Raw genomic sequence first — 22,450 nt, forward strand, 5'->3', positions numbered from 1 at the left:
TACCGACTGCCACGCGGACGAAGGCCAGCAATGGGCCGCGGACCGTATCGCGGAATGGTTCCCCGACTCTCTGCGCCGCGGGCCGCACTACGGCGACAGTTTTGCCCAAGCCATCCAAGCGCCGGAGGCCGCCGGGCCGGACCTGCTCGCCCTGGCGCTCGATCCCGCGCAGGCCGGAATCGTGCGCGCCACGGCGCTTTACTTGATGCAGCCGGTGGCCGATACCGATGCGGCTGTGCAGACCGCGCCACTTCTGTCCGACGCCGATCCCCTGGTTCGGTCCAGCGCGGCGGCGTTGCAGCGCGCGGCACCCGCAGAAGATCGGATCGCCCGGCTGCTACCCTTGCTGCAAGACCCGGCGCGAGCCGTGCGAATCTCTGCGGCCAAGGAGTTTCTGACCGTGCCGCCGGAGGCCCTGACCCCCAGCCAAGGCGTATTGGTGCAAGAGGGGATGGCCGACTGGCAGCGATCCCTGTCAAGCAGGCTCGACTTTCCCGAAACCCATCTGGTGCTTGGGGGAATGGCGCTGACCCTTCGGGACGCGCGGGCGGCGGAAAGCGCCTTCCGCGAGGTCGTGACCATGGATCCGCAACGCGCCGAGGCCTGGCCGATACTCATTCAACTGGCGCATATTCGCGGCGGTCCCGGCGAAGCGCGCAAGGTCTTCCGCGAGGCCATCGGCTTCATTCCAGACGACCCCGCAGTGTTGAGCCTGGCCCAAGAGTTGCGACTGGGCGCGCCATAATCCCGCCACAATTCCGACCCAAAAATGCCGATTTGGTTCGCTACGGGTAAACGCAGGGCGGTTCTGCGCCCAGTCGTTTTAATAGGTGTGCCATGTTCGAAAAAACGTCGTTGGGGCGTCATGCCCAACTCTTCTCCCTCCTCCGCTACAATGATTTGTCGGCAAAGCCCGACATGCCGCTGACGGAGGCCACGTTGCCGAAAATCGAGGACGAGCGCATTCTCCGCTTGCAGAAATCGGCGATCGCGTCCTTCGGGAAAGAGCAGGATTCGTTGCGCACGGCCTGAGCCTCAGCCGCGAAATCCAGTCGCGACCACGAATTTTTCCGAACTGTCCGACCGGGAGGCGGCGGGTTTCACATTCGCCACCTTCTCGAACTTCTGCTTGAGCAGTTTCTGAAGATCACCCTCGGCGCCGCCCGCCAGAACCTTGGCGACGAAGGTTCCGCCCTGTTCCAGAACATCGAATGCGAAATAGGCTGCAGCCTCGCACAAGGCGATGATGCGCAGGTGATCGGTCTGCTTGTGACCGGAGGACGCCGCGGCCATGTCGGACATCACCACGTCAGCCTTGCCGCCCAAACATTGCTTGACCTGCTCATCGGCATCGTCAGCCATGAAATCCAGCTGATGGATCTCGGCTCCTGCAATGGGCTCGACCTCCTGCAGATCGACACCAAGGACCGTGCCGACCTTCTTGCCCGGCTTTTCACCCAGTGCGTTCACCCGCTTGACGGCAACCTGGCACCAGCCGCCGGGCGCACAGCCCAGATCGACCACCCGAGCACCGGGAACGAGAAAGCGGTACTTGTCATCCAGTTCCATGATCTTGAACGCGGCGCGCCCCCGATAGCCTTCGGCCCTCGCACGTTTGACGTAGGGGTCGTTCAGTTGGCGCTGCAACCACCGCGTCGAACTGAGCTTGCGCCCCCGCGCGGTTCTGACCTTGACCTTCAGGTCGCGCTGCCCGCGACCCGAGGTGTTCTTGCCCGTCGGTGTCTTCGCCATCAGAACGGTCCGTCCTCCAACACGCCGTCCGCGCTCATCTGGGCGTAGAGCAGCCCCTCGCGCAGTCCCCGATCCGCCACCGAAAGGCGGTCGGTGGGCCAAAGCCGCAAGAGCGCCTGCAGGATCGCCGAGCCGGACATGATCAGGGCCTGCCGGTCTTCGCCGATGCGCGGATCGCGGCGGCGGCCCTGAGGGCCGAGTTCTAGATAGCCGCGTATCACCTTGTCAATCTGATCGCTGGTCATGCGCAGCCCGTCCACCTTCGTGCGGTCATACCTCTTCAGGCCCAGATGCGAGGCGGCAACGGTCGTGACCGTGCCGCTGGTGCCGACGATCTGGAACCCTTCGCGGGCCTGTTCGTCCTTGTACGGGGCGAAATCGGCCAGGTTCTCCTCGAAGAACCAGCTCATCAGGGCAAAGCGGGCGGCGTCGTTTTCGACATCGTGGAATTGGTCGCGCAGCGTGGCCACGCCGAGGGGGACACTGATCCAGTCCACAACCTTGGCGGCGGGAAAGGGGCTGTCAACTGCGTGAAACCCGTTGTGCAACCGCATGATCGCGGACGGCCGGTCGCGGCGGGGCACGGAAGACAAATCGATCCAGACCAGTTCGGTCGAACCGCCGCCGATATCGACCACCAGCAATTGCTCGGTCTTGGTGCTGACCAGCGGCGCGCAGGAGATCACCGCCAGGCGCGCCTCTTCCTCGGGTTCGATGATCTCAAGCGTAAGGCCGGTTTCGCGCTTCACCTGCCGGATGAAGTCGCGCGAATTCTTGGCCCGGCGGCACGCTTCGGTCGCCACCAGACGCATGCGCGTCACCTTGTTGCGCTTAAGTTTCTGCTGACAGATCCGCAGCGCCTGCACCGTGCGCGACATCGACGACCGCGACAGACGTCCGGTCCTTTCCAGTCCGGCGCCAAGCTGCACGGACTTGGAGAAACTGTCCACCACATGAAACCCGCTGCCCTTGGGTTGGGCAATCAGCATGCGGCAGCTGTTCGTACCCAAATCCAGCGCGGCATAAAGCGCATCCGGATCGGGCCTGCTTGGCGCGGGGCTTTCGACCGCCCTCGGGAACGCGCCCGCACCTTTGGGACGCTTGGGCGCCATGACTACACGCCCTCCGATTTCGAGTTACCTTGACCATAGGATGCACCTTTGCGTCGCGCAAGCGGCTCATGATGGTCATGAAAATTTTGAGCGGCAGGCCCGGTGGATATCCGAAACGGACCTGCCGTATCCTGAGGCAAGCGAAAAGGTCGCTGCGAATGCGGCAGGTGTCGAAATCCGACCGACCCGGTCGCAGATTGAAGTTTAGAACCGCGTCACCAGGTCAGGAGGAATCAACCGGTATGCCCGAAGTCACCATCGTCTACTGGCGCGACATACCCGCCCAGGTCATCGTCGGAAAAGGCCGGCGCGGGGCCAAGAAGCAGTTGCCCGAGCGTTTCGAACAGGCCATCGACCGCGCGGCGATGAAGGTGGGAGCGGCGGAAACGGATGCCTATCTGGCGGAGTGGCGCAAGGCGGCCCCGTTCGAGGTCGAAGGCGATCCGTCCGAAATCGCCGAAACCCAGGCCCGGCGTCTGGAGGCGGAATACGATCAGGACCGGATCAAGGCGCTGATCGCGAATGACGGTTGGGCATAGGCCCGCAATCTTTTTTGGGAGGCCGCAATGGCTCTGCTGAACTTCAAGAAACGTGATGTGGCCGAAAAGGCCCCGGTGAACCCGACCGTCGAAGCCTTCTTGCAGGGCTATTCGATCGAGGTGATGCCGCGCACCGCCGAAAAGGTCGAGGATTTCCGCGACCTGCTGCCCGCAGGCACGCGCGTCTACATCGCCCATATCGAGGGCACCCCGATCGAGGACATGGTCAAGACCGCCAAGCGGATCGCGGCCGAGGGATACCCCGTGATGCCGCATTTCCCGGCGCGGATCATCAAGGACGCGGCCACGCTGGAAAACTGGATCGCCATGTACCAGGGCGAAGCGGGCGTCGATCAGGCGTTGCTGCTGGCCGGCGGCGTCGAGAAACCGCATGGCGAATTCGACAGCTCGATGCAGCTGATGGAGACCGGCCTGTTCGACAAGGCCGGGTTCAAGCGTCTGCATGTGGCCGGCCACCCCGAGGGCAACAAAGACATCGACCCCGACGGCTCGCGCAGGAACGTGGATGCGGCGCTGCGTTGGAAACAGGAATTCAGCGCGCGCACCGATGCCGAGATGGCGCTCGCCACCCAGTTCGCCTTTGACGCCAAGCCGATCATCTCCTGGGCCGATGGCCTGAAAGCGGCCGGCATCGACCTGCCGATCCATATCGGCATAGCCGGCCCGGCCAAGCTGCAGACACTGATCAAGTTCGCCATCGCCTGCGGCGTCGGCCCGTCGCTGAAGGTGCTTCAGAAGCGCGCCATGGACGTGTCGAAGCTGCTGCTGCCCTACGAGCCGACCGACGTGATCGCCGAACTGGCCGAACACAAGGCGGCCAACCCCGATTTCAACATCACCAACGTGCACTTCTTCCCGCTTGGCGGCATCAAGACCAATGCCAACTGGGCCATCGAAAATGGCGGCGCCTCGGCAAAGCCAGCAAACGCTTAAGGAACGGACATGACCCGTACAGTCGTAGAATCAAAAACAAAAACCGCCGTCCTGGGCTTTGACGAGCCGTTCTGCGTGATCGGCGAACGGATCAATCCGACCGGTCGCAAGAAACTCGCGGCCGAACTGGAGGCGGGCGATTTCTCGACCGTCGAGAAGGACGCGCTGGCGCAGGTCGCTGCCGGGGCAACCGTCCTCGATATCAATGCGGGCGTGGTCTACAATTCGAACCCCAACCCCAACGAAACCGAACCTCCGTTGATGACCAAGATGGTCGAACTGGTACAGGGGCTGGTGGATGTGCCGCTGTGCATCGACTCGTCGGTTCCGGGCGCTTTGGAGGCCGGCCTGGCCGCAGCCGAGGGTCGTCCGCTTCTGAACTCGGTCACGGGCGAGGAAGAGCGGCTGGATCTGGTGCTGCCGCTGGTCAAGAAGTACAACGTGCCGGTTGTCGCGATCTCGAACGACGACACCGGGATTTCGGAAGACCCCGACGTTCGCTTCGAGGTCGCCAAGAAAATCGTGCAGCGCGCCGCCGATCACGGCATCCCGGCCCATGACATCGTGGTGGATCCGCTGGTGATGCCGATCGGGGCCATGGCGACTGCCGGTCAGCAGGTTTTTGCACTGGTGCGGCGTCTGCGTGAAGAGCTGGGCGTGAATACAACCTGCGGCGCCTCCAATATCTCGTTCGGCCTGCCGAACCGCCACGGAATCAACAACGCCTTCCTGCCGATGGCGATTGCGGCGGGCATGACCTCGGCGATCATGAACCCGGTGGCCTTGCCGGTGACCAAGAAGAAGATCGAAGAGAAGAAAGCCGAAGTGGCCGCCGCCGGGATCGTCCTGCCTGACGGCATGGAAGACGAGACCTTCGTGCAGATGTTCGGCATGGGCTCGACCAAACCGCGCGCAGGCAAGGAGATGGAGGCGATCCGCGCCGCCAACCTGCTGATGAACAACGACGCCCATGGTGGCGAATGGATCAAATTCAACAAGGCGCCGTCGGCGGACGGGGCCGAAGGTGAGGCCCGCGGCCGCCGTGGCGGCGCGCGCCGTCGCCGCGCCTGACAGAGTTTCAGCGTGTCAGAAGAGGCCGGGCCTTGTGCCCGGTCTTTTTTTTCGCGTTGATTTACCTCAAGGAATCTCGCACCGGGATCGGCTAGGCGTGGACACCCGGCCGCTTTTGACGCCCGAGATTCGGAGGTTCCATGACCAAGAAACGCCCGCCCAGACTGGCGGACGCCGACCTGAGCAAGCAACTGAACGGTCGAAAATATCTCGATCAATTGGTGAATCTTCAGGCGCAATTGGCAATCATCCAACAAGCCTTTCTGTATCACGGCGCCAAGGGCGTGATCGTGTTCGAAGGCTGGGATGCCGCCGGCAAAGGCGGCACGATCCGGCGCATCAGCCAGGCGTTCGATCCCCGCAGCTTCAAGGTCTGGCCGATCGGCGCGCCGCGCAATTACTATCTCAACCGCCACTACTTGTTGCGGTTCTGGGAAAGACTGCCGCCCGAAGGCGCCATTTCCGTTTTTGACCGCAGCTGGTACGGCCGTGTGCTGGTCGAGCGGGTCGAACAGCTTACGCCCGAGTCGCGCTGGCGCGCGGCATACCGCGAAATCAACGACTTCGAACGGATGCTGGTCGATGACGGCACACGCATCGTCAAGTTCTTCTTCCACATCTCTCCGGAAGAGCAAATGCGCCGGTTCGAGGCGCGGCTGCGCAATCCGATGAAACGCTGGAAGCTGACCTATGAGGATTTCAGAAACCGCGGAAAATGGGCGGACGCCGCCGTGGCCGTGGACGAAATGCTCGCCATGACTTCAACCGAACTCGCGCCATGGCACGTCATTCCATCCAACAACAAAAAATATGCGCGTATCAAGGCGATGAAGGTCATTGTTAAAGCATTCTCCAAGGATCTCGACCTTCACCCGCAGCACCTTGACCGGCGCACGTTGGATGAGGCCGACAAGCAGCTGGACGTGGACCAGGAATTGATCGACAGCCTGCGCGCCCGCACGGAATAGGGAATAGCCCGCCAGGTTCTTATTCCGCGGCCTCACGGAAACGCTGCCCAGGCCTTGACCTTCCAGTTGCTGGAACCCTTATCTGTTCCATCGAAGCAATATGGACGGATAGTTGCGATGTCCCGGCACGTGCGGTTGAAGATCGAAGGCATGAAATGCGCCTCCTGCGTCGGGCGCGTCGAAAGGGCGCTTGCCGGTATGCCGGGTGTCCTCTCCGCTTCGGTCAACCTGGCCAGCGAAACCGCACAGGTTGAGTTCGCGCCGCCGGCGACGGAAGCGGGTTTGGCCAAGGCTCTGGACGAAACCGGATACCCCGCCTTGACCGAGGACGTTCTGCTCAAGGTCGGGGGCATGACCTGCGCCTCTTGCGTCAATCGGGTGGAACGCGCCCTTTCGGCAGGCGACGGTGTGGTGCACGCCACGGTGAACCTCGCGACCGAAACCGCGACCATTCGCTATCTGACCGGACTCACGACGCCAGAGGCGGTTGCACAGTTGGCCGCGGCGGTCGGCTACCCTGCGACCGTGGAGCGCACCGGCTCCAAACGCGACGACGGACACAAGACCGACGAAATACGCATGCTTGCGCGCCGCACCCTGCTGGCGGCATTGTTTGCGCTGCCCGTCTTCGTGATCGAGATGGGCGGGCACCTCATTCCCGGCCTACACCATGTCGTGGCGCAGTCGATCGGGCTCCAGAACAGCCATTATCTGCAATTCGTTCTGACCACGGTGGTTCTGTTCGGTCCGGGACTGCAGTTCTACTCCAAGGGTTTTCCGGCGCTGTTTCGAGGTGCGCCCGACATGAACTCATTGGTCGCGCTCGGAACGACGGCGGCCTATGGGTTTTCGCTGGTCTCGACATTCGCCCCCGGCGTTCTCCCCCCTGGCACCGCGCATGTCTATTTCGAGGCGGCGGCGGTCATCGTCGTGCTGATCTTGCTGGGCCGTTGGATGGAAGCCCGGGCCAAGGGTCGCGCCGGCGCGGCGATCCGGAACCTGATGGGTCTTCAAGCCAGGTCGGCGCGCGTCGAACGTGATGGAGAGGTCCGCGAGCGCCCAATCGAAGAAATCGTAGTGGGTGACATTGTGCACGTCCGCCCCGGAGAAAAGATCGCGGTCGATGGCGAGGTTCTTTCCGGAACGTCCTATGTCGATGAAAGCATGATCAGCGGAGAGCCCGTGCCGGTCGAAAAGGCCGCGGGCACAATGGTGGTGGGCGGGACCGTCAACGGCACCGGCACGCTCACATTTCGCGCGGAAAAGGTCGGCTCGGACACGATGCTGGCCCAGATCATCCGCATGGTCGAACAGGCGCAGGCCACCAAGCTGCCCATCCAGGGCGTGGTGGATCGGATCACGGCCTGGTTCGTGCCGGCCGTCATGGCTGTGGCCGGGCTGACCATCGCGGTCTGGCTGCTTTTCGGCCCCGCGCCGGCGCTGAGTCACGCTCTGGTCGCCGGAGTTGCCGTGCTGATCATCGCCTGTCCCTGTGCCATGGGGCTTGCCATACCGACCTCGATCATGGTCGGCACCGGGCGGGCGGCCGAGCTTGGGGTCTTGTTCCGCCGAGGCGACGCGCTGCAGCGGATGCAGGAAACAGGCGTCGTCGCGTTCGACAAGACCGGCACGCTGACGGCCGGACAGCCGGAATTGACGGATGTGATCCCGGCCGAAGGTTTCGGGGAAACCGAAGTGATCCGGTTGATCGCCGCGGTCGAGGCCAAGTCCGAGCATCCAATAGCGGCGGCGATCGTCCGTGCGTCGGAGGTCCGCGGGCTGTCATTGCCGCCGGTCGAAGACTTCGGATCGGACACCGGGTTCGGTGTGCGCGGTAAGGTGGAAGGGCGCGGGATCCTGATCGGTGCCGACCGGTTCATGGCGCAGGAGGGGATCGAACTGGGTGACTTCCAACGCCATGGACGCACGCTGGCAGAAAAGGGGCGGACGCCTTTGTTTGCCGCTGTCGACGGACGCATCGCTGCGATTGTCGCAGTGGCCGACCCGACCAAACCCACGACGCCCGGCGCAATCGCGGCGCTGCATGATCTCGGGCTGCAGGTCGCCATGGTGACAGGCGACAATGCCGCGACCGCCCGCGCGATTGCCGCCGATCTCGGGATCGACCACGTGGTGGCCGAAGTGCTGCCCGATGGAAAGGTGGCGGCGCTTGACGGGCTGCGGCGGGGAGGTGCCAAACTGGCCTTTGTGGGGGACGGAATCAACGACGCGCCCGCCCTGGCGGCGGCCGATGTCGGCATTGCGATCGGCACCGGCACGGATGTTGCGATCGAGGCGGCGGATGTCGTCCTGATCTCGGGCGATCTGAACGGGGTGGTCAACGCGCTGGATCTGAGCCGCAGGACCATGCGGAACATACGGCAGAACCTGTTCTGGGCCTTCGGCTACAACACGTTGCTGATCCCGGTGGCGGCCGGTCTCCTGTATCCGTTCGGCGGGCCGCTGCTGTCGCCGGTTCTGGCGGCCGGCGCAATGGCGATGTCGAGCGTCTTCGTCCTGTTCAACGCGCTGCGCCTGAAATGGGTCGCGCCGGCACAGCATTCGGGCGCCGAGACTGCGGGGATGAGACCGGGCCACCTGAAAACCGCGCCGGTCGGCTAGGGGATGGAGGAACAGATGAATATCGGTGACGTTGCCGAACGGTCGGGCCTTCCGGCAAAAACGATCCGCTACTATGAGGATATCGGGTTCATCAAACCAAGACGCGGCGCCAACGGCTATCGCCATTTCGATGACAGGGATCTGCACAAGCTGGCCTTCATCGGCAGGGCGCGCTCTCTGGGTTTCACCATCGAGGACTGCCGCAGTCTGCTTGCGCTCTACGAAGATCAGGATCGGGCCAGTGCGGATGTGAAGCGGATTGCGGAACAAAACCTGCGTCAGATCGACGAAAAAATCGACGGTCTGAGGGCGATGCGGGCCACGCTGGCCCACCTGGTCGAACGCTGTGCCGGCGACGACCGTCCGGATTGCCCGATCCTGGAAGATCTGGGGCGCGCTCCGGCAACGCGGCGGACTTGAGTTATGTCATGGCACAAGGCCACATGCCCGACTAGGCAGCAGTCGTATGGGATTCCCGGCCTCGGCCACAAAGAGAAAGGACGCATTTCATGTTGAACTTGACCCGACGCGCGGTACTGGCCGGCATCCCGGCTTCCTTCGCCATGGGCGCGTTTCCGGCTTCGGCATCGGGACAGCTTGCGATGGAGGTTCTGAAAGATCCCGGCTGCGGCTGCTGCGGCGCCTGGATCGACATCCTGCGAGGCGACGGGTTCGAAATCGACGTCCGGAACGTGAGCTGGGAGGATCTGGTCAGCCACAAGATCGCGTCAGGCATTCCCGAAGACATGATGTCCTGCCACACCGGCGCAATCGCCGGCTATATCGTGGAGGGGCATGTTCCCGCGGCGGACATTCGTCGAGTGATCGAGGAACGCCCCGACGCGCTGGGACTTGCGGTGCCGGGCATGCCCATCGGTTCGCCGGGCATGGGACCGGAAAGCGAACGGGAGGCCTATGACGTGTTCTTGATCCGCAAGGACGGTACCGCCGAAGTCTTTGCACATTATCCCGCGGCCTGACATGCAAGCGGCAACCCTGCGGCGGTCGATCACACCAGCCGCGCGACAAGCCGTTCAAGCATGTTCAGACACCTGGCAACCTGCTCGATTGCCACGAATTCATCGGGCTTGTGCGCCTGTTCGATGAAACCGGGACCGCAGACCGCGACGCTCATGCCCAGACCCTGGAATATTCCCGCTTCGGTGCCGAACGACACCACGTCTGCCGAGTTTGCGCCGGTCAGGTCCATCAACAGGTCTCGCACCGGGTTGTCGGGCATCGGCTCCAGTCCCCCCACTTCCCCGATGACCTCGGTTTCGATGGCCGCGCCGGGGTGTACGGCGCGCATTTCGGGCAGCAGCTCCTGCGCGCAATAACGCTCCAGCGCCTCCTTGACGAAATGCATGTCGGCAGGTTGAACCGGGCGCATTTCCCAATCGACACGGGCCGCGCCGGGGATGACGTTATGCGCCGTTCCGCCGACGAGAGCCCCGGTGTTGAGGGTGGTCCAGGGCGGATCGAACCGGCTGTCCGCCGGGGCGCGAGCGCGCAGCTCGGCGCTCAGCTGAAGCAGCCGGGCCACGTAGCGCACTGCGTATTCCGTGGCATTCACCCCGCGATCCGGAGCAGAGCCATGGCCTTCCAGACCGGTGAAACGTGTCGTGTATTCGCAGCAGCCCTTGTGCCCGTCGATCACGCGCATCCCCGTGGGTTCCCCGATAATCGCCAGGGCGGGGCGCATCTGGCGGGCGCGGAGGGTTTCGGCCAGCGCGCGGGCCCCGAAACAGCCGATTTCCTCATCATAGGTGATGGCGAAATGCACCGGGCGGCGCAGCTTGGCGGCGGCGAGTTCCGGTGCCATGGCGATGGCGGCTGCGATGAACCCTTTCATGTCGCAGGTGCCGCGCCCGAACCACTTGCCGTCGCGTTCGACCAGCGCGAACGGGTCCGTGGACCAGTTCTGGTCGGCCACGGGCACAACGTCGGAATGTCCCGACAGGACCAGACCGCCATCGCGCTGAGGTCCGAAGGTGGCAAACAGATTGGCCTTGGCGCCGGTGTCGTCCTGCCAGATTTCGACATCCGCCCCCGCATCCGTGAGCCGTTGCGCAAGATATAGGATCATGTCGATGTTGCTGTCCGACGAAACCGTGGGAAACCCGATCAGGCTTTCCAGGATCCGCCGCGTCTCATCCAGCCGGTGCATCGATCAGTCCTTCACGAAAAGCTTGCGTTCGACATTGCACAACGCTTCGGCCGGGCCGGTGCCCTGGATCACGATGGTTTCGGTGGTTTCCAGACCCCAATCATCCAGCCACAGCCCCGGCATGAAATGAAAGGTCATGCCCGGCTCCAGCACGGTATCATCCGTGGGCCGCAGCGAGATCGTGCGCTCCCCCCAGTCCGGCGGATAACTCAGGCCCACCGGATAGCCGCAGCGCGCGCCGCGTTCGATACCGACCTTGGCCAGTTCCGCACCCAGCGCGTTTGCGATGTCGCAGGCGCGATTGCCGGCGCGCGCAGCATCCAGGCCCGCCTCCAAACCGGCATTCAAAGCCTGGGATGCATCGATCATGCGTTGCGGCGGCTTGCCCAGAAACACCGACCTGCAAAGCGGCGCGTGATAGCGGCGGTAACAGCCGGAAAGTTCGAAGAAAGTGATTTCGCCCGCCTTCATCGCGTTCCCGTTCCAGGTCAAGTGTGGCGCCGACGCATCGCGCCCCGAAGGCGTCAGCGGCACGATAGCCGGGTAATCGCCCCAGATTTCGCCGACGCCGACGATCCCGGCCCGGACGATGTCGGCCACCAACTCGTTCTTGCGCAGCCCGGGCTCGGCCCTGTCCAGCGCCAGGCGCACGATCTTTTCCGAGATCCGGGCCGCCTTGCGAATAAAGCCCAGTTCCTCCTCGGACTTCACGCCCCGCTGCCAGTTCACCAGAGCGGTCGCATCGATCAACGCGGCCTTTGGCATCTTTGCCGAAAGTACGGCATGGGCCTTGGCGGAATAGTAGTAATTCTCCAACTCAACGCCGATCCGTGCGCGTTCATGTCCCAGCGCGCGAAGGTGCTGCGCCAGATCCTCCATCGGGTGGCGTTCGGTGGACTGAACGTAGTGATCGGCATAGGCCAACACCCGGTCGTCCGACATCCACACGGTTCGCCGCGCGCCATTGGCGTCCTGCATGCGGCCCCACCAGAACGGCGCGCCCTCGAGGCCGAGGATGACGCCCTGATGCACGTAGAACGACCACCCGTCATAGCCGGTCAGCCAGGCTTGGTTGGACGGATCGGTCACGAACAACACGTCGATCCCAGCATCTGACATGGCCTGCCGGGTCTTGGCCAGACGCCGATCATATTCGGCCTGACTGAAGGGAGCATGTTCGATCGGCATTCGCACCTCGCTGCAATTGTTGGCGTGACGGGCGAAAGCCCGCAAGGCCATGTCACGATAGATAACCGGGGCTTGCGCGGCAAAGCATGGGATTCAGCGACACGCGAATGTCGCTCACGCCATCGATTTTTGCTTGGGACGGGCAAACCTCAGACGGTTCGAAACGGTGACACCCGGTGCAGCCAGGAGCTTGTGGCGGAGAGACAGGGATTCGAACCCTGGGTGGGCTTGCACCCACAACGGTTTTCGAGACCGCCCCGTTCGACCACTCCGGCACCTCTCCGCGGGGGTCTGTGAGGGGGGGATTTAGTGAGGAACGCCGGGGGGTGCAAGCATATTTTTCCGAATTGCCCACGCGATGGATTTTCCATTGCCCGCGGTGCGAAATCTCCTAGGCTATGAACCATGAAACACCAACTTCGTCTGATTGTCGCGCCGCTCGCGCTGGCCGTTGCCTCTCTGGTTCTGTTCGCTGCTCCGATCGGGGCCGCCGAACGCGACCGGATCGAGGCGTTTCTGACCACCACCGGATTCGACGTGGCGCTGGACAGCATCGCCCTGAATTCGGCCTCGGCGCCCGAGATGCTCGGGATCGATGCCGGCACGTTCGGCTCACAGTGGGAGCGGCTGACCGATGAGGTCTTTGACACCGCTCAGATGCGCGAAACGGCGATCGCGATCCTGGAACAGACCCTGCGGGACGAGGCGCTGGATCATGCGGTGGAGTTCTACGCCTCGGACCTGGGACAACGGCTGGTGGAGGCCGAAAACGCCTCGCACATGATCGAGGATGACGAGAGCAAGCAACAGGAAGGCCAGGCCATCGTTTCTGAGTTGGTCAAGGCGGGGTCTCCGCGTGTTGAAAGCCTGAAACGGATGAACCGGGCCATCGATTCGAGCGGAACGGCGTTGCGGGCCCTGCAGGAGATCCAGTTCCGGTTCATGATGGCGGCCAGCGCGGCAGGGGTCATCGATCTGAAATTCGATGCCGACGAGTTGCGGGCCTTGCTCGGCCGAAACGAAATGGCCTTGCGCAGTGCGCTGCAACTCTCGGCGCTGGCCGGAGCGGCTTATACCTACAAGGATTTTTCGGACGCGGATGTGAATGCCTATGTGGAGGCCCTGGAACACCCCCTGATGCAGGAAGTCTATGAGCTGCTGAACGCGGTGCAGTACGAGATCATGGCGCAGCGGTTCGAGGTTCTGGCGGCGAGAATGGCCGAGCTGCATCCGGCCCAGGACATCTGATGCGGTTCCTCAAGACCTTTCTTTTGATAATGTTCGTGCTGCCTGGCGGCGCTGCGGCCGAAGAGGCGCTGGATCAGCTGGCTCAAGCGATGCGGCTTGACGAAGTCGTTGAAATCCTGCGCGAAGAGGGATTGAGCTATGGCCGCGACCTGAACCGCGAGATGCTGGGCGGAGAGGGGGGCCAGCAGTTCCAGAAACAGGTAAGCGATATCTACGCGCCGGCCCGGATGGCGGAAACCCTGCGCCACTCGCTGGAGCAAAACATGACCGGCGAACAGTTGGCGCAGGCCGCGGTGTTCTTTGGCAGCGCGTTGGGGCAGCGCATCGTCAGCCTTGAAAACTCGGCCCGCCGGGCTTTTGCCGATCCCGCCGTCGAGGAGCTTGCCCGGCTTCGGTATGAAGAAATGGACGGCACCGATCCACGGTATCGGCTGGTCGAGGAATACATCACCGTCAACGATCTGGTGGTGCAGAACGTGCAAGGGGCTTTCAGCGCCGATCTGAACTTTTTCCGGGGCTTTGCCGCAGGGCAGGGCGGACCTGTCGACGATGACGCGATCCTGTCGGAGCTTCTGGATCAGCAGGACGCGACGATCGCGGAAACCACCGCCTGGCTGTTCGGCTTTCTCTTGATGGCCTATCAGCCGCTCAGCGAGGCCGAACTGCGCGAGAACATCGCCTTTTCGCGCACCGGGGCTGGCCGGGCTTTGAACACGGCGCTTTTTGAAGGGTTTGAAAGCATGTACGGCCGGATCTCATATGATCTCGGATTGGCGGTGGCCGCCGCGTTGACCGCGACGGATCTGTAGTGTCCGAATCCGGTTGACATTCGTCCGAAATGCACGGATAAGCGCGCATCCCGGCCGGGCTCTCCGCGCCGGGTTCCGTTATTGTTCGACTCGGTCAACGTGATCGGGACTTCATTCGCCCAGGCAAGGGCGCGCTGTTCGAGGCGGTCCGAGACCGGAAACACCCGCGCCCGCGGGGGCCACAGAACGCGACAGAAAAAAGGAAAGACGCATGTTTGCGGTCCTCAAGACTGGCGGCAAGCAGTACAAGGTTCAGGCGGGCGACTTGGTCCGCGTTGAAAAACTGGCTGCCGATGCAGGTGAAAAAGTTCAATTCAACGACGTTCTGATGCTGGGCGGTGATGCGCCGGTCGTCGGTTCCCCGTTTGTCAAGGGCGCGGCCGTTCAGGCCGAGGTGCTGGAACAGATCAAGGGCCAGAAGGTCATCAAATTCGTCAAGCGCCGTCGCAAGCACAGCTCGAAGCGCACCGTCGGTCACCGCCAGAAGCTGACGCTGGTCAAGATCACCGACATTCTGACTTCGGGCGCGGACAAGTCGGGCGTCAAGGCTGCAACCGGCTTGGCTCCGGCAGGCGAAGCCGTCAAGGCCGACAAACCCGCCAAGAAGGCCGCGACCAAGGTCGAGGCTCCGGCCGCCGCCGCCGCCGACGACGATCTGACCAAGATCACCGGTGTCGGCCCTGCCGCAGCCAAGAAGCTGGCCGAGGCCGGTATCGAGAGCTTTGCCGCTCTGGCCGCCTTGTCGGATGAGCAGATTGCTGCTATCGAAACGATCAAAGTGAAACCCGAATGGGTTGAGCAGGCCAAAGAGCTGGCCAAAGGCTAAGGAGAGAGAGAATGGCACATAAAAAAGCTGGCGGTTCCTCCCGAAACGGCCGCGATTCCGCGGGTCGTCGCCTTGGCGTGAAACTGTATGGCGGCCAGGCGGCCGTTGCAGGCAACATCATCGTGCGTCAGCGCGGCACCAAGTTCTGGCCGGGCCAGGGCGTGGGCATGGGCAAGGATCACACCATCTTTGCAACCATCGATGGCGCCGTGAAGTTCCACAAGGGCCTCAAGAACCGCACCTTCGTATCGGTCCTGCCAGTGGCGGAGGCCGCAGAGTAAGCCGAGACCCGGGAAGGCTATCAGAATTCAGGGGGACCGGCAGAGGATGCCGGTCCCCTTTCTCGTTTCACCGAAGTTTGAATGGGCGTTCGAATGTCTGCTTTGAACTTTTTCGCAACCGGTATCGCCGCAAAAGGACAATCTTCGGTGTCATGCTCCGTGTCAGGCCCGACGAAACCTGGCGCTTGATGAGGATCGCCACTTTCGCTGCGGTTGAACTGGGTCGCAAGGGTGAATACGTCACGGTTGCCAGTCGGATGAAAGCTGCGGCGAACGTGAGTTTCGTGGTGTTCGGAGGAGGAACACGCAAATGAAGTTGGAAACAATAATCAATCAGCCGGTCATCGAAACCGAGCGGTTCGACCTGCGCCCCTTGCGCCGGTCCGACATGGGCCTGATCGAGCATTACACCAGCGATGCGCGCGTGGCGCGGATGACCACTTCGATCCCACATCCTCTGCCGCCCGGTTCGGTTGAGGCTTTCGTGGGGCGGGCCATGTCCGAAGACCGGACTGAAGATGTCTGGGCAATGGATGCAACCCGGGACGACGGCCCGGAACTGATCGGCCTGATCTCGCTGGAACGGATGGACCGCAACCAATCCGAAGTCGGATATTGGGTCGCGCCGGTCTATTGGAATTCGGGCATCGCCTCGATGGCGGTCGAGGCGCTTGTTCGCGAGAACCCGCTGGGCAACAGCACCATGTTCGCCAGCGTCTTTCAGGACAATCCCGCCTCGGCGCGTGTCCTGACTCATTGCGGGTTTCAGTATCTGGGTGACGCCGAGACCTTTTCGGTGGCACGCAACGCGACTGTGCCGACCTGGACCTATAGCCGAAAACTCTGACTTGTGGCCGACACGGCCTTTGCAGTAGGGAGCAGACATGAAATTTCTCGATCTTGCAAAGGTCTATATCCGGTCCGGGGCCGGCGGCAGCGGCTGCGTCAGCTTCCGCCGCGAAAAATTCATCGAATTCGGTGGCCCTGACGGCGGCGACGGCGGCAAGGGCGGCTCGGTCTGGGCCGAAGCGGTCGAGGGATTGAACACCCTGATCGACTTCCGCTATCAGCAGCACTTCTTTGCCAAGAACGGTCAACCGGGCCGCGGGCAACAGCGCACGGGCAAGGACGGCGACGACATCGTCTTGCGAGTGCCGGTAGGAACGGAAATCCTCGATGAAGACGAAGAAACGGTTCTGGCCGACCTGACCGAAATCGGCCAGCGCGTCCTGCTGGCACGCGGCGGCAATGGCGGGTTCGGCAATCTGCACTTCAAATCCTCGACCAACCAGGCCCCGCGCCGCGCCAATCCCGGTCAGGCCGGTGTGGAACGCACGATCTGGCTGCGGCTCAAGCTGATTGCCGACGTGGGGCTCTTGGGCATGCCCAATGCGGGCAAGTCCACCTTTCTGGCCGCCACATCGAATGCGCGCCCCAAGATCGCGGACTATCCCTTCACGACGCTGCATCCCAATCTGGGGGTCGTCGGCGTGGACGGGGTGGAGTTCGTCGTGGCCGACATTCCCGGTCTGATCGAAGGCGCGCATGAGGGGCGCGGAATCGGCGACCGGTTTCTTGGCCATGTGGAGCGGTGTTCGGTGCTGTTGCACCTGGTCGATGGCACATCTGCGACGGTGGCCGAAGATTACCGCACCATCATTCACGAACTCGAAGCCTATGGCGGGCACCTGGCCGAAAAACCGCGCGTAACGGTGCTGAACAAGATCGACGCGCTGGATGCGGACGAACTGGACCATGCCCGCGCCGAACTGGAGCGTGTGGTTCAGGGCCCGGTCATGACCATGTCCGGTGTTTCGGGCCAAGGCGTAACCGAGGTGTTGCGGGCGCTGCGGCAACGCATCGATCAGGACCGTCTGCGCCACAAACCCGTCGAGGAGACCGAAACGTGGCATCCCTGACGGCGGCCCGACGGCTGGTGGTCAAGATCGGATCGGCGTTGCTGGTGGATCGGCAATCGGGCCAATTGCGCCAGGAATGGCTGCAATCGCTTGCGCAGGACGTGGCTGGCCTGAAGGGGCGCGGGACCGATGTCATTCTCGTGTCGTCGGGGTCCATCGCGCTTGGACGCGGTGTGTTGAAGCTGCCGGTCTCGGCCCTGCCGCTGGAAAAGTCGCAGGCCGCCGCGGCGGTCGGCCAGATCCGATTGGCGCGCGCCTATGAAGAAGCCCTTGCGCCGCACGGCATCACGACTGCCCAGGTTCTGGTGACGCTGGAGGACAGCGAGGACCGCCGCAGGTACCTGAATTCCCGCGCGACACTGGAAACACTTCTGAGTATGGGAGTCGTTCCCATCGTCAACGAAAACGACACCGTGGCGACCGACGAAATCCGCTATGGCGACAACGATCGACTGGCGGCCCAGATAGCGGTGACGGTCGGAGCCGACCAGTTGATCCTGCTCTCGGATGTGGACGGGTTCTATACCGCCAATCCCATCGAAGACCCCTCTGCCCGCCGCTTCGACGTGATCGAGCGGATCACGCCGCAAATCGAAGCGATGGCCGGGGATGCGGGTTCGGGCCTTTCGAAAGGCGGGATGCGGACCAAGCTGATGGCCGCCAAGATGGCGACTGCCGGGGGCTGCGAGATGGCGATTACCGAAGGATCGCCGCTCAACCCGCTGAAATCCCTTGCAAACGGAGCCAACTGTACCTGGTTCACGGCGGCCCTGGATCCACAGGCGGCGCGCAAACGCTGGATCGCGGCGATGAAGCCGCGCGGCGAGATCGTCGTGGATGACGGCGCGGCGGCGGCCCTGGCCAATGGCAAAAGCCTGCTGCCCGCCGGGATCACGGGCGTCACCGGCGATTTCGGCCGTGGCGATCCGGTGGCGATCCTTGATCGTGCGGCGCGTCGTCTGGGGCAGGGCTTGAGCCGCTACACCGCACGGGAAGCGGACGCGATCAAGGGACGCAAATCGTCGGAAATCGAAGGCATCCTGGGCTATCCGGGCCGCGCCGCGCTCATTCATCGCGACGATATGGCGCTCTGACGTCTGTTCCTGCTAAAAGGACGCACACCGACTTGACCCGAAAGGCATGCGCCATGAAAGACCTCGACAACATCCCGGCAGTGATGGCCGACCTGGGGGAACGTGCCAAGGAAGCGTCCAGGGATCTGGCGTTTGCGTCTGCCGAACGCAAACACGCGGCGCTGATCGCCGCGGCAGAGTCGGTCTGGACCAATCGGGACAGGATCATCGCCGCCAATGCCAAAGACCTGGACTATGGCCGCCAAAAAGGTCTCAGCCCGGCCATGATGGATCGGCTTATGCTGGACGAGTCGCGCATTCGCGGCATGGTGGATGGCCTGCGTATCGTGGCCGATCAACCTGATCCGGTGGGTGAAGTCCTGGCGGAATGGGACATGCCCACGGGGCTGCATATTCAGCGCGTACGCACGCCGCTCGGCGTGATCGGGGTGATCTACGAAAGCCGGCCGAACGTGACGGCAGACGCGGGTGCCTTGTGCCTGAAATCCGGCAATGCGGTGATCCTGCGCGGCGGCTCGGAAAGCTTTCATTCCTCCGGCGCGATCCATGCCTGCTTGGTCGACGGCCTCAGGGCCGCGAACCTGCCCGAGGACGCGATCCAACTGGTTCCGACGCGAGACCGCGCGGCGGTGCAGGAGTTGCTGACAATGACCGAATTCGTGGACGTGATCGTACCGCGCGGCGGAAAGGGCCTGGTCGGGCTTGTTCAGCGCGAGGCGCGGGTGCCCGTATTCGCTCATCTCGAAGGGATCGTGCACATCTATGTCGACAAGGCCGCGGATCTGGAGAAGACGGTTCAGGTCGTGCTCAACGCCAAGACCCGCCGCACCGGAATCTGCGGGGCGGCCGAATGCCTGCTGGTGCACCGGGATGTTGCATCGACGATCGGTCGCGAGGTTGTGGCCGCTTTGCTTGCGGCGGGCGTCGAGGTTCACGCCGAAGGCGCCCTGGCCATCGAAGGCACGGTTCCGGCCACCGAAGCCGACTGGGGCAAGGAGTTTCTGGACAGCATTATCGCGGCGCGCCCTGTGGCCGATATCGACGCCGCGATCGCGCATATCCGCAAATACGGCTCCAATCACACGGATTGCCTCATGACCGAGGATGCGGCCGCCGCGGCGCGTTTCTTTGAACGGCTCGATAGCGCGATCCTGATGCACAACGCCTCGACCCAATTCGCGGATGGCGGCGAATTCGGCATGGGGGCCGAGATCGGAATCGCAACCGGCAAGATGCATGCGCGCGGCCCGGTGGGTGCAGCGCAGCTGACCAGTTTCAAGTATCTCGTGCGTGGAAACGGGACCACCCGGGTCTGACCGGCGGTCAGCAACTTCGTTCAGAAACGGAGAACGACACGAGTCGCGGTGGTTTCGGCCTGCACGCGCCGTGCCTGATCCGCTGCGGTTGGCGGCAGCAGCGCGAATTGCACCAAGGCAGGCGTGATGCGGGTCCGAAAGGGCCTGCCGTTGAGACCCTGCCAAAGTTCTGTGTCTATGTTCAACTTGTCTGAGGTTCCGGTGACGCGCCAGGTGTCCGCATCGCATTCGACTTCGACCGAGCCTCCGAAGGGCATTGCCGCCTCGCAGCACAATATGGCGAGAAAGGCGAGTTTGACTTGGCCGCGCGGCTTGGCGTCGGCCGGCCCCCAATGAATCCTCAGACGCCCGGTCCGGGTCAGGTCGGACAACAACCCGGTAATTTCTGTCCGTCCGAGCGTCTGATCGTCCGAGGCGCCGAACGCGATGCGAAAAAAACGGATGCGCGCACCGGCATTGTCCACGCTGCCGGCGATCAGCTCCATCTCGGGGCCGCGCACGGCGCCGGACATGTCCAACAATTCCAGCCCGTTGGTGATGGCGCCGATCGGGCTGATCAGGTCATGACAGATCCTCGACCCGATCAGAGCGGCCAGGTTGACGTTGCTTTCACCCATGCATACCTCCTGTTGCATCCGTCAACCGCCAGTTCGTGAGCCGGACATGACAGACCACAATGCCTTTCTTGCACCGGGCATGTATGTCCGCCACCCCGATTTCCCCGATTGGGGCGTTGGACAGGTACAGTCCAATATCGGCGGCAAGATCACTGTCAACTTTCGCGATCATGGGAAAGTGGTGATCGACGGCACACGCATTGCGCTGATGCCGGTCTTTGATCCGTAAAACAGATTTACGATTGGTTAACGTCGCTTCCTGTGCGGCCGGATGTGTTGTCATTTCGTGAAGGAGTGCTGTATCAGCGCTGCGGTGCAACACTTGCCTGAACACGGGAGCGGACATGCCGGACCGCGGAACGTCATTTACCGTCAAGCTCGCCGAGACCGAAGCCGAGCGGCGCGCGGCCCAGCGGTTGCGGTATCATGTCTTCGTGCGCGAACTGGGTGGCGGCGGGGCCATGGTGGATCACGAGGCCGGGTTGGAACGCGACCGCTTTGATCCGTATTTCGACCACATGCTGGCCACCGACGATGCCACCGGCGCCGTCGTCGGCGTCTACCGCCTGTTGCCGTCCGACCGGGCCGAGGCGCTGGGACAGTTCTATTCCGAAGATGAATACGATTTGAGTGTTCTCAAGCAGAGCGGGCGAAAGCTGCTGGAGCTCGGGCGGTCCTGCGTGCATCCCGACTATCGCGGCGGCACAGCCATGTACCATCTATGGAACGGGCTTGCGGCCTATGTGGCCGAGCGTGAGATCGAGATCATGTTCGGCGTCGCCAGCTTTCACGGAACGGACGTTGCCGCGCTGGCGCAGCCGCTGTCGATGTTGCACCACAATCACCTGGCACCGCCCGAGCTGCGGGTTCGGGCGCTTCCACATCACTATGTGAACATGAACCTGATGCCCAAGCAGGCGCTGGACCGCCGCCGGGCGATGCTCGAAGTTCCGGCCCTGATCAAGGCCTATCTGCGTTTGGGCGGCTTCGTGGGGGATGGCGCCTATATCGACCGCGCGTTCAACACCACGGATGTCTGCCTTGTTCTGGACACGGCCCGCATGAACGCCCGCCAGCGGCGGATCTATGGTGGAGAGCAACAGCGATGATGAACCCGGCCTGGACCAGCGACGACGATCCCGATCCCATCGAAATCGATCGCGTCGGTTGGCTGCTGGTCCTGGCGCGGGGTCTGCCGCTGGCGGCCCTGGTTTTGGGCGGCCTTCTGGTTCTGCTTGCGGTTCGGCTGATCGAACGGCCGATCTACGGGATCCGGCGGCCCTTCACGCCTTACATCGTACAGTTCGTGTCCCGAAACGCGTTCCGTATCCTGGGCATCCGGCTTTGCACATCCGGCGAATTGATGACCGAACGTGGCGCAATCGTCGCCAACCACTCATCCTGGCTGGATATTTTCGCACTCAATGCGCGCAAGCGGGTCTATTTCGTATCCAAGGCCGAAGTCGCCGAATGGCCGGTCATCGGCTGGCTGGCCCGCTCCACCGGAACCGTGTTCATCGAACGCGACCGCCGCAAGGCCCGCGAACAGACGCGCATCTTCGAGGAACGCCTGAAGGCCGGGCACAAGTTGCTGTTCTTTCCCGAAGGCACCTCGACGGACGGGTTGAGGGTTCTGCCGTTCAAGACGACCCTCTTTGCCGCGTTCTTCACCGATCACCTGCGGGACATCATGCATGTCCAACCCGTGTCGGTCATCTTTCACGCGCCCGACGGTCAGCCCGAACGGTTCTATGGCTGGTGGGGCGACATGGACTTTGGGCCACATCTCTTGAAGACCCTGGCGGCGCGGCGCCAAGGGTGGGTGGAACTGATCTATCACGCCCCGGCCAAGGTCAGCGACTTTGCCGACCGAAAGGCGCTGGCGGCGCATTGCGAGGCCGCCGTGCGCCATGCCCATGCGCTGGCGCGTCCGCAAAACAAGGGCGTTTAGCCTCTTGCGCGTCAGG

At 63.0% G+C, this 22,450-nt stretch carries 24 protein-coding genes, 1 tRNA gene and 1 pseudogene; 20 read left to right on the forward strand and 6 right to left on the reverse strand.

Annotated elements, in window-relative coordinates; all coding sequences use genetic code 11:
• Nucleotides 1-745: pseudogene (locus AC2FNJ_RS15495) on the forward strand (hypothetical protein); the annotation flags it as partial.
• 92 nt (nucleotides 746-837) lie between these two features.
• The gene (locus tag AC2FNJ_RS15500; protein WP_496765509.1) at nucleotides 838-1,032 is read left to right on the forward strand and encodes a hypothetical protein; all 195 of its coding nucleotides are present in this window, start codon (nucleotides 838-840) and stop codon (nucleotides 1,030-1,032) included.
• 3 nt (nucleotides 1,033-1,035) lie between these two features.
• Here the strand turns inward: AC2FNJ_RS15500 and AC2FNJ_RS15505 are convergent, their stop codons facing one another.
• Together AC2FNJ_RS15505 and AC2FNJ_RS15510 are read right to left on the reverse strand one after the other, a co-directional pair.
• A complete protein-coding gene (locus AC2FNJ_RS15505; RefSeq protein WP_496765510.1) occupies nucleotides 1,036-1,752 on the reverse strand; it encodes an RlmE family RNA methyltransferase in 717 nt (238 codons plus the stop codon).
• A complete protein-coding gene (locus tag AC2FNJ_RS15510; protein WP_496765512.1) occupies nucleotides 1,752-2,864 on the reverse strand; it encodes a Ppx/GppA phosphatase family protein in 1,113 nt (370 codons plus the stop codon). Before AC2FNJ_RS15510 ends, AC2FNJ_RS15505 begins: the two co-directional genes overlap by 1 nt.
• Nucleotides 2,865-3,106: 242 nt before the next feature.
• On the opposite strand from AC2FNJ_RS15510, the gene AC2FNJ_RS15515 reads away from it, so the two are divergent.
• The 7 genes from AC2FNJ_RS15515 (at nucleotide 3,107) to AC2FNJ_RS15545 (ending at nucleotide 9,998) form a co-directional block, all read left to right on the forward strand.
• Nucleotides 3,107-3,403, forward strand: coding sequence for a virulence factor (locus AC2FNJ_RS15515; protein ID WP_496765514.1), 297 nt, complete (start codon nucleotides 3,107-3,109; stop codon nucleotides 3,401-3,403).
• A gap of 27 nt (nucleotides 3,404-3,430) precedes the next feature.
• Nucleotides 3,431-4,357 carry a methylenetetrahydrofolate reductase gene (locus AC2FNJ_RS15520; protein WP_496765516.1) on the forward strand — a complete coding sequence of 309 codons (927 nt, stop codon included), beginning with the start codon at nucleotides 3,431-3,433 and terminating at the stop codon, nucleotides 4,355-4,357.
• 9 nt (nucleotides 4,358-4,366) lie between these two features.
• Complete coding sequence (locus AC2FNJ_RS15525; protein ID WP_496765518.1) at nucleotides 4,367-5,428, forward strand: dihydropteroate synthase; 1,062 nt, start codon at nucleotides 4,367-4,369, stop codon at nucleotides 5,426-5,428.
• A gap of 140 nt (nucleotides 5,429-5,568) precedes the next feature.
• Nucleotides 5,569-6,396, forward strand: coding sequence for a polyphosphate kinase 2 family protein (locus tag AC2FNJ_RS15530; protein WP_496765520.1), 828 nt, complete (start codon nucleotides 5,569-5,571; stop codon nucleotides 6,394-6,396).
• 117 nt (nucleotides 6,397-6,513) lie between these two features.
• The gene (locus tag AC2FNJ_RS15535) at nucleotides 6,514-9,018 is read left to right on the forward strand and encodes a heavy metal translocating P-type ATPase (RefSeq protein ID WP_496765522.1); all 2,505 of its coding nucleotides are present in this window, start codon (nucleotides 6,514-6,516) and stop codon (nucleotides 9,016-9,018) included.
• A 15-nt stretch (nucleotides 9,019-9,033) separates the two neighbouring features.
• Nucleotides 9,034-9,438, forward strand: a complete 405-nt coding sequence (gene cueR / locus AC2FNJ_RS15540; RefSeq protein WP_496765523.1) for a Cu(I)-responsive transcriptional regulator — start codon at nucleotides 9,034-9,036, stop codon at nucleotides 9,436-9,438.
• 89 nt (nucleotides 9,439-9,527) lie between these two features.
• Nucleotides 9,528-9,998, forward strand: a complete 471-nt coding sequence (locus AC2FNJ_RS15545) for a DUF411 domain-containing protein (RefSeq protein WP_496765524.1) — start codon at nucleotides 9,528-9,530, stop codon at nucleotides 9,996-9,998.
• 29 nt (nucleotides 9,999-10,027) lie between these two features.
• Here AC2FNJ_RS15545 and argE read toward each other — a convergent pair whose 3' ends face one another.
• The 3 genes from argE to AC2FNJ_RS15560 form a co-directional block, all read right to left on the reverse strand.
• Nucleotides 10,028-11,185 carry an acetylornithine deacetylase gene (gene argE, locus AC2FNJ_RS15550; RefSeq protein ID WP_496765525.1) on the reverse strand — a complete coding sequence of 386 codons (1,158 nt, stop codon included), beginning with the start codon at nucleotides 11,183-11,185 and terminating at the stop codon, nucleotides 10,028-10,030.
• 3 nt (nucleotides 11,186-11,188) lie between these two features.
• Nucleotides 11,189-12,373, reverse strand: a complete 1,185-nt coding sequence (locus AC2FNJ_RS15555) for a M24 family metallopeptidase (protein WP_496765526.1) — start codon at nucleotides 12,371-12,373, stop codon at nucleotides 11,189-11,191.
• A 193-nt stretch (nucleotides 12,374-12,566) separates the two neighbouring features.
• A tRNA-Ser gene (locus AC2FNJ_RS15560) sits at nucleotides 12,567-12,656 on the reverse strand.
• Between the two features lie 122 nt (nucleotides 12,657-12,778).
• On the opposite strand from AC2FNJ_RS15560, the gene AC2FNJ_RS15565 reads away from it, so the two are divergent.
• The 8 genes from AC2FNJ_RS15565 to AC2FNJ_RS15600 all read left to right on the forward strand — a co-directional run bounded on the left by AC2FNJ_RS15565 (nucleotide 12,779) and on the right by AC2FNJ_RS15600 (nucleotide 19,866).
• Nucleotides 12,779-13,621, forward strand: a complete 843-nt coding sequence (locus AC2FNJ_RS15565) for a DUF2059 domain-containing protein (RefSeq protein WP_496765527.1) — start codon at nucleotides 12,779-12,781, stop codon at nucleotides 13,619-13,621.
• Nucleotides 13,621-14,430: a DUF2059 domain-containing protein gene (locus AC2FNJ_RS15570; protein ID WP_496765528.1), complete on the forward strand. Its 810-nt coding sequence runs from the start codon at nucleotides 13,621-13,623 to the stop codon at nucleotides 14,428-14,430. Before AC2FNJ_RS15565 ends, AC2FNJ_RS15570 begins: the two co-directional genes overlap by 1 nt.
• A 211-nt stretch (nucleotides 14,431-14,641) precedes the next feature.
• Entirely contained in the window at nucleotides 14,642-15,256 is a 615-nt protein-coding gene (locus tag AC2FNJ_RS15575) for a 50S ribosomal protein L21 (RefSeq protein ID WP_496765529.1), read from the forward strand.
• Nucleotides 15,257-15,267: 11 nt separating this feature from the next.
• Nucleotides 15,268-15,537, forward strand: coding sequence for a 50S ribosomal protein L27 (gene rpmA, locus AC2FNJ_RS15580; protein WP_496765530.1), 270 nt, complete (start codon nucleotides 15,268-15,270; stop codon nucleotides 15,535-15,537).
• A 310-nt stretch (nucleotides 15,538-15,847) separates the two neighbouring features.
• Nucleotides 15,848-16,384: a GNAT family N-acetyltransferase gene (locus AC2FNJ_RS15585; protein ID WP_496765531.1), complete on the forward strand. Its 537-nt coding sequence runs from the start codon at nucleotides 15,848-15,850 to the stop codon at nucleotides 16,382-16,384.
• 37 nt (nucleotides 16,385-16,421) lie between these two features.
• Nucleotides 16,422-17,456 (forward strand): GTPase ObgE, encoded by a 1,035-nt coding sequence (obgE, locus tag AC2FNJ_RS15590; protein WP_496765532.1) that lies wholly within the window; start codon nucleotides 16,422-16,424, stop codon nucleotides 17,454-17,456.
• Nucleotides 17,444-18,550: a glutamate 5-kinase gene (proB, locus tag AC2FNJ_RS15595; RefSeq protein ID WP_496765533.1), complete on the forward strand. Its 1,107-nt coding sequence runs from the start codon at nucleotides 17,444-17,446 to the stop codon at nucleotides 18,548-18,550. The genes obgE and proB overlap by 13 nt, the downstream gene beginning before the upstream one ends.
• Before the next feature lie 53 nt (nucleotides 18,551-18,603).
• Nucleotides 18,604-19,866 carry a glutamate-5-semialdehyde dehydrogenase gene (locus tag AC2FNJ_RS15600; RefSeq protein ID WP_496765534.1) on the forward strand — a complete coding sequence of 421 codons (1,263 nt, stop codon included), beginning with the start codon at nucleotides 18,604-18,606 and terminating at the stop codon, nucleotides 19,864-19,866.
• A 20-nt stretch (nucleotides 19,867-19,886) separates the two neighbouring features.
• Here the strand turns inward: AC2FNJ_RS15600 and AC2FNJ_RS15605 are convergent, their stop codons facing one another.
• Complete coding sequence (locus AC2FNJ_RS15605) at nucleotides 19,887-20,483, reverse strand: histidine phosphotransferase family protein (protein ID WP_496765536.1); 597 nt, start codon at nucleotides 20,481-20,483, stop codon at nucleotides 19,887-19,889.
• Nucleotides 20,484-20,529: 46 nt separating this feature from the next.
• On the opposite strand from AC2FNJ_RS15605, the gene AC2FNJ_RS15610 reads away from it, so the two are divergent.
• From AC2FNJ_RS15610 to olsA, 3 genes are all read left to right on the forward strand, one after another.
• A complete protein-coding gene (locus AC2FNJ_RS15610) occupies nucleotides 20,530-20,712 on the forward strand; it encodes a DUF3553 domain-containing protein (RefSeq protein ID WP_496765538.1) in 183 nt (60 codons plus the stop codon).
• Nucleotides 20,713-20,827: 115 nt separating this feature from the next.
• Nucleotides 20,828-21,592: an L-ornithine N(alpha)-acyltransferase gene (olsB, locus tag AC2FNJ_RS15615; protein ID WP_496765539.1), complete on the forward strand. Its 765-nt coding sequence runs from the start codon at nucleotides 20,828-20,830 to the stop codon at nucleotides 21,590-21,592.
• Complete coding sequence (olsA, locus tag AC2FNJ_RS15620; protein WP_496765565.1) at nucleotides 21,592-22,434, forward strand: lyso-ornithine lipid O-acyltransferase; 843 nt, start codon at nucleotides 21,592-21,594, stop codon at nucleotides 22,432-22,434. Before olsB ends, olsA begins: the two co-directional genes overlap by 1 nt.
• Nucleotides 22,435-22,450: the final 16 nt, after the last annotated feature.

Source organism: Ruegeria sp. BHSB196, from assembly GCF_059613135.1.

Bases quoted from the DNA above. Each gene is read 5' to 3' on its own strand.
- AC2FNJ_RS15520 (WP_496765516.1), top strand. From the start codon at position 3,431: ATGGCTCTGCTGAACTTCAAGAAACGTGATGTGGCCGAAAAGGCCCCG.
- olsB (WP_496765539.1), top strand. From the start codon at position 20,828: ATGCCGGACCGCGGAACGTCATTTACCGTCAAGCTCGCCGAGACCGAA.
- AC2FNJ_RS15500 (WP_496765509.1), top strand. From the start codon at position 838: ATGTTCGAAAAAACGTCGTTGGGGCGTCATGCCCAACTCTTCTCCCTC.
- AC2FNJ_RS15600 (WP_496765534.1), top strand. From the start codon at position 18,604: ATGAAAGACCTCGACAACATCCCGGCAGTGATGGCCGACCTGGGGGAA.
- AC2FNJ_RS15530 (WP_496765520.1), top strand. From the start codon at position 5,569: ATGACCAAGAAACGCCCGCCCAGACTGGCGGACGCCGACCTGAGCAAG.
- AC2FNJ_RS15545 (WP_496765524.1), top strand. From the start codon at position 9,528: ATGTTGAACTTGACCCGACGCGCGGTACTGGCCGGCATCCCGGCTTCC.
- AC2FNJ_RS15570 (WP_496765528.1), top strand. From the start codon at position 13,621: ATGCGGTTCCTCAAGACCTTTCTTTTGATAATGTTCGTGCTGCCTGGC.
- rpmA (WP_496765530.1), top strand. From the start codon at position 15,268: ATGGCACATAAAAAAGCTGGCGGTTCCTCCCGAAACGGCCGCGATTCC.
- AC2FNJ_RS15535 (WP_496765522.1), top strand. From the start codon at position 6,514: ATGTCCCGGCACGTGCGGTTGAAGATCGAAGGCATGAAATGCGCCTCC.
- AC2FNJ_RS15510 (WP_496765512.1), bottom strand. From the start codon at position 2,864: ATGGCGCCCAAGCGTCCCAAAGGTGCGGGCGCGTTCCCGAGGGCGGTC.
- olsA (WP_496765565.1), top strand. From the start codon at position 21,592: ATGAACCCGGCCTGGACCAGCGACGACGATCCCGATCCCATCGAAATC.
- AC2FNJ_RS15585 (WP_496765531.1), top strand. From the start codon at position 15,848: ATGAAGTTGGAAACAATAATCAATCAGCCGGTCATCGAAACCGAGCGG.
- AC2FNJ_RS15605 (WP_496765536.1), bottom strand. From the start codon at position 20,483: ATGGGTGAAAGCAACGTCAACCTGGCCGCTCTGATCGGGTCGAGGATC.
- AC2FNJ_RS15555 (WP_496765526.1), bottom strand. From the start codon at position 12,373: ATGCCGATCGAACATGCTCCCTTCAGTCAGGCCGAATATGATCGGCGT.
- AC2FNJ_RS15525 (WP_496765518.1), top strand. From the start codon at position 4,367: ATGACCCGTACAGTCGTAGAATCAAAAACAAAAACCGCCGTCCTGGGC.
- AC2FNJ_RS15505 (WP_496765510.1), bottom strand. From the start codon at position 1,752: ATGGCGAAGACACCGACGGGCAAGAACACCTCGGGTCGCGGGCAGCGC.
- argE (WP_496765525.1), bottom strand. From the start codon at position 11,185: ATGCACCGGCTGGATGAGACGCGGCGGATCCTGGAAAGCCTGATCGGG.
- cueR (WP_496765523.1), top strand. From the start codon at position 9,034: ATGAATATCGGTGACGTTGCCGAACGGTCGGGCCTTCCGGCAAAAACG.
- AC2FNJ_RS15575 (WP_496765529.1), top strand. From the start codon at position 14,642: ATGTTTGCGGTCCTCAAGACTGGCGGCAAGCAGTACAAGGTTCAGGCG.
- AC2FNJ_RS15565 (WP_496765527.1), top strand. From the start codon at position 12,779: ATGAAACACCAACTTCGTCTGATTGTCGCGCCGCTCGCGCTGGCCGTT.
- AC2FNJ_RS15515 (WP_496765514.1), top strand. From the start codon at position 3,107: ATGCCCGAAGTCACCATCGTCTACTGGCGCGACATACCCGCCCAGGTC.
- AC2FNJ_RS15610 (WP_496765538.1), top strand. From the start codon at position 20,530: ATGACAGACCACAATGCCTTTCTTGCACCGGGCATGTATGTCCGCCAC.
- obgE (WP_496765532.1), top strand. From the start codon at position 16,422: ATGAAATTTCTCGATCTTGCAAAGGTCTATATCCGGTCCGGGGCCGGC.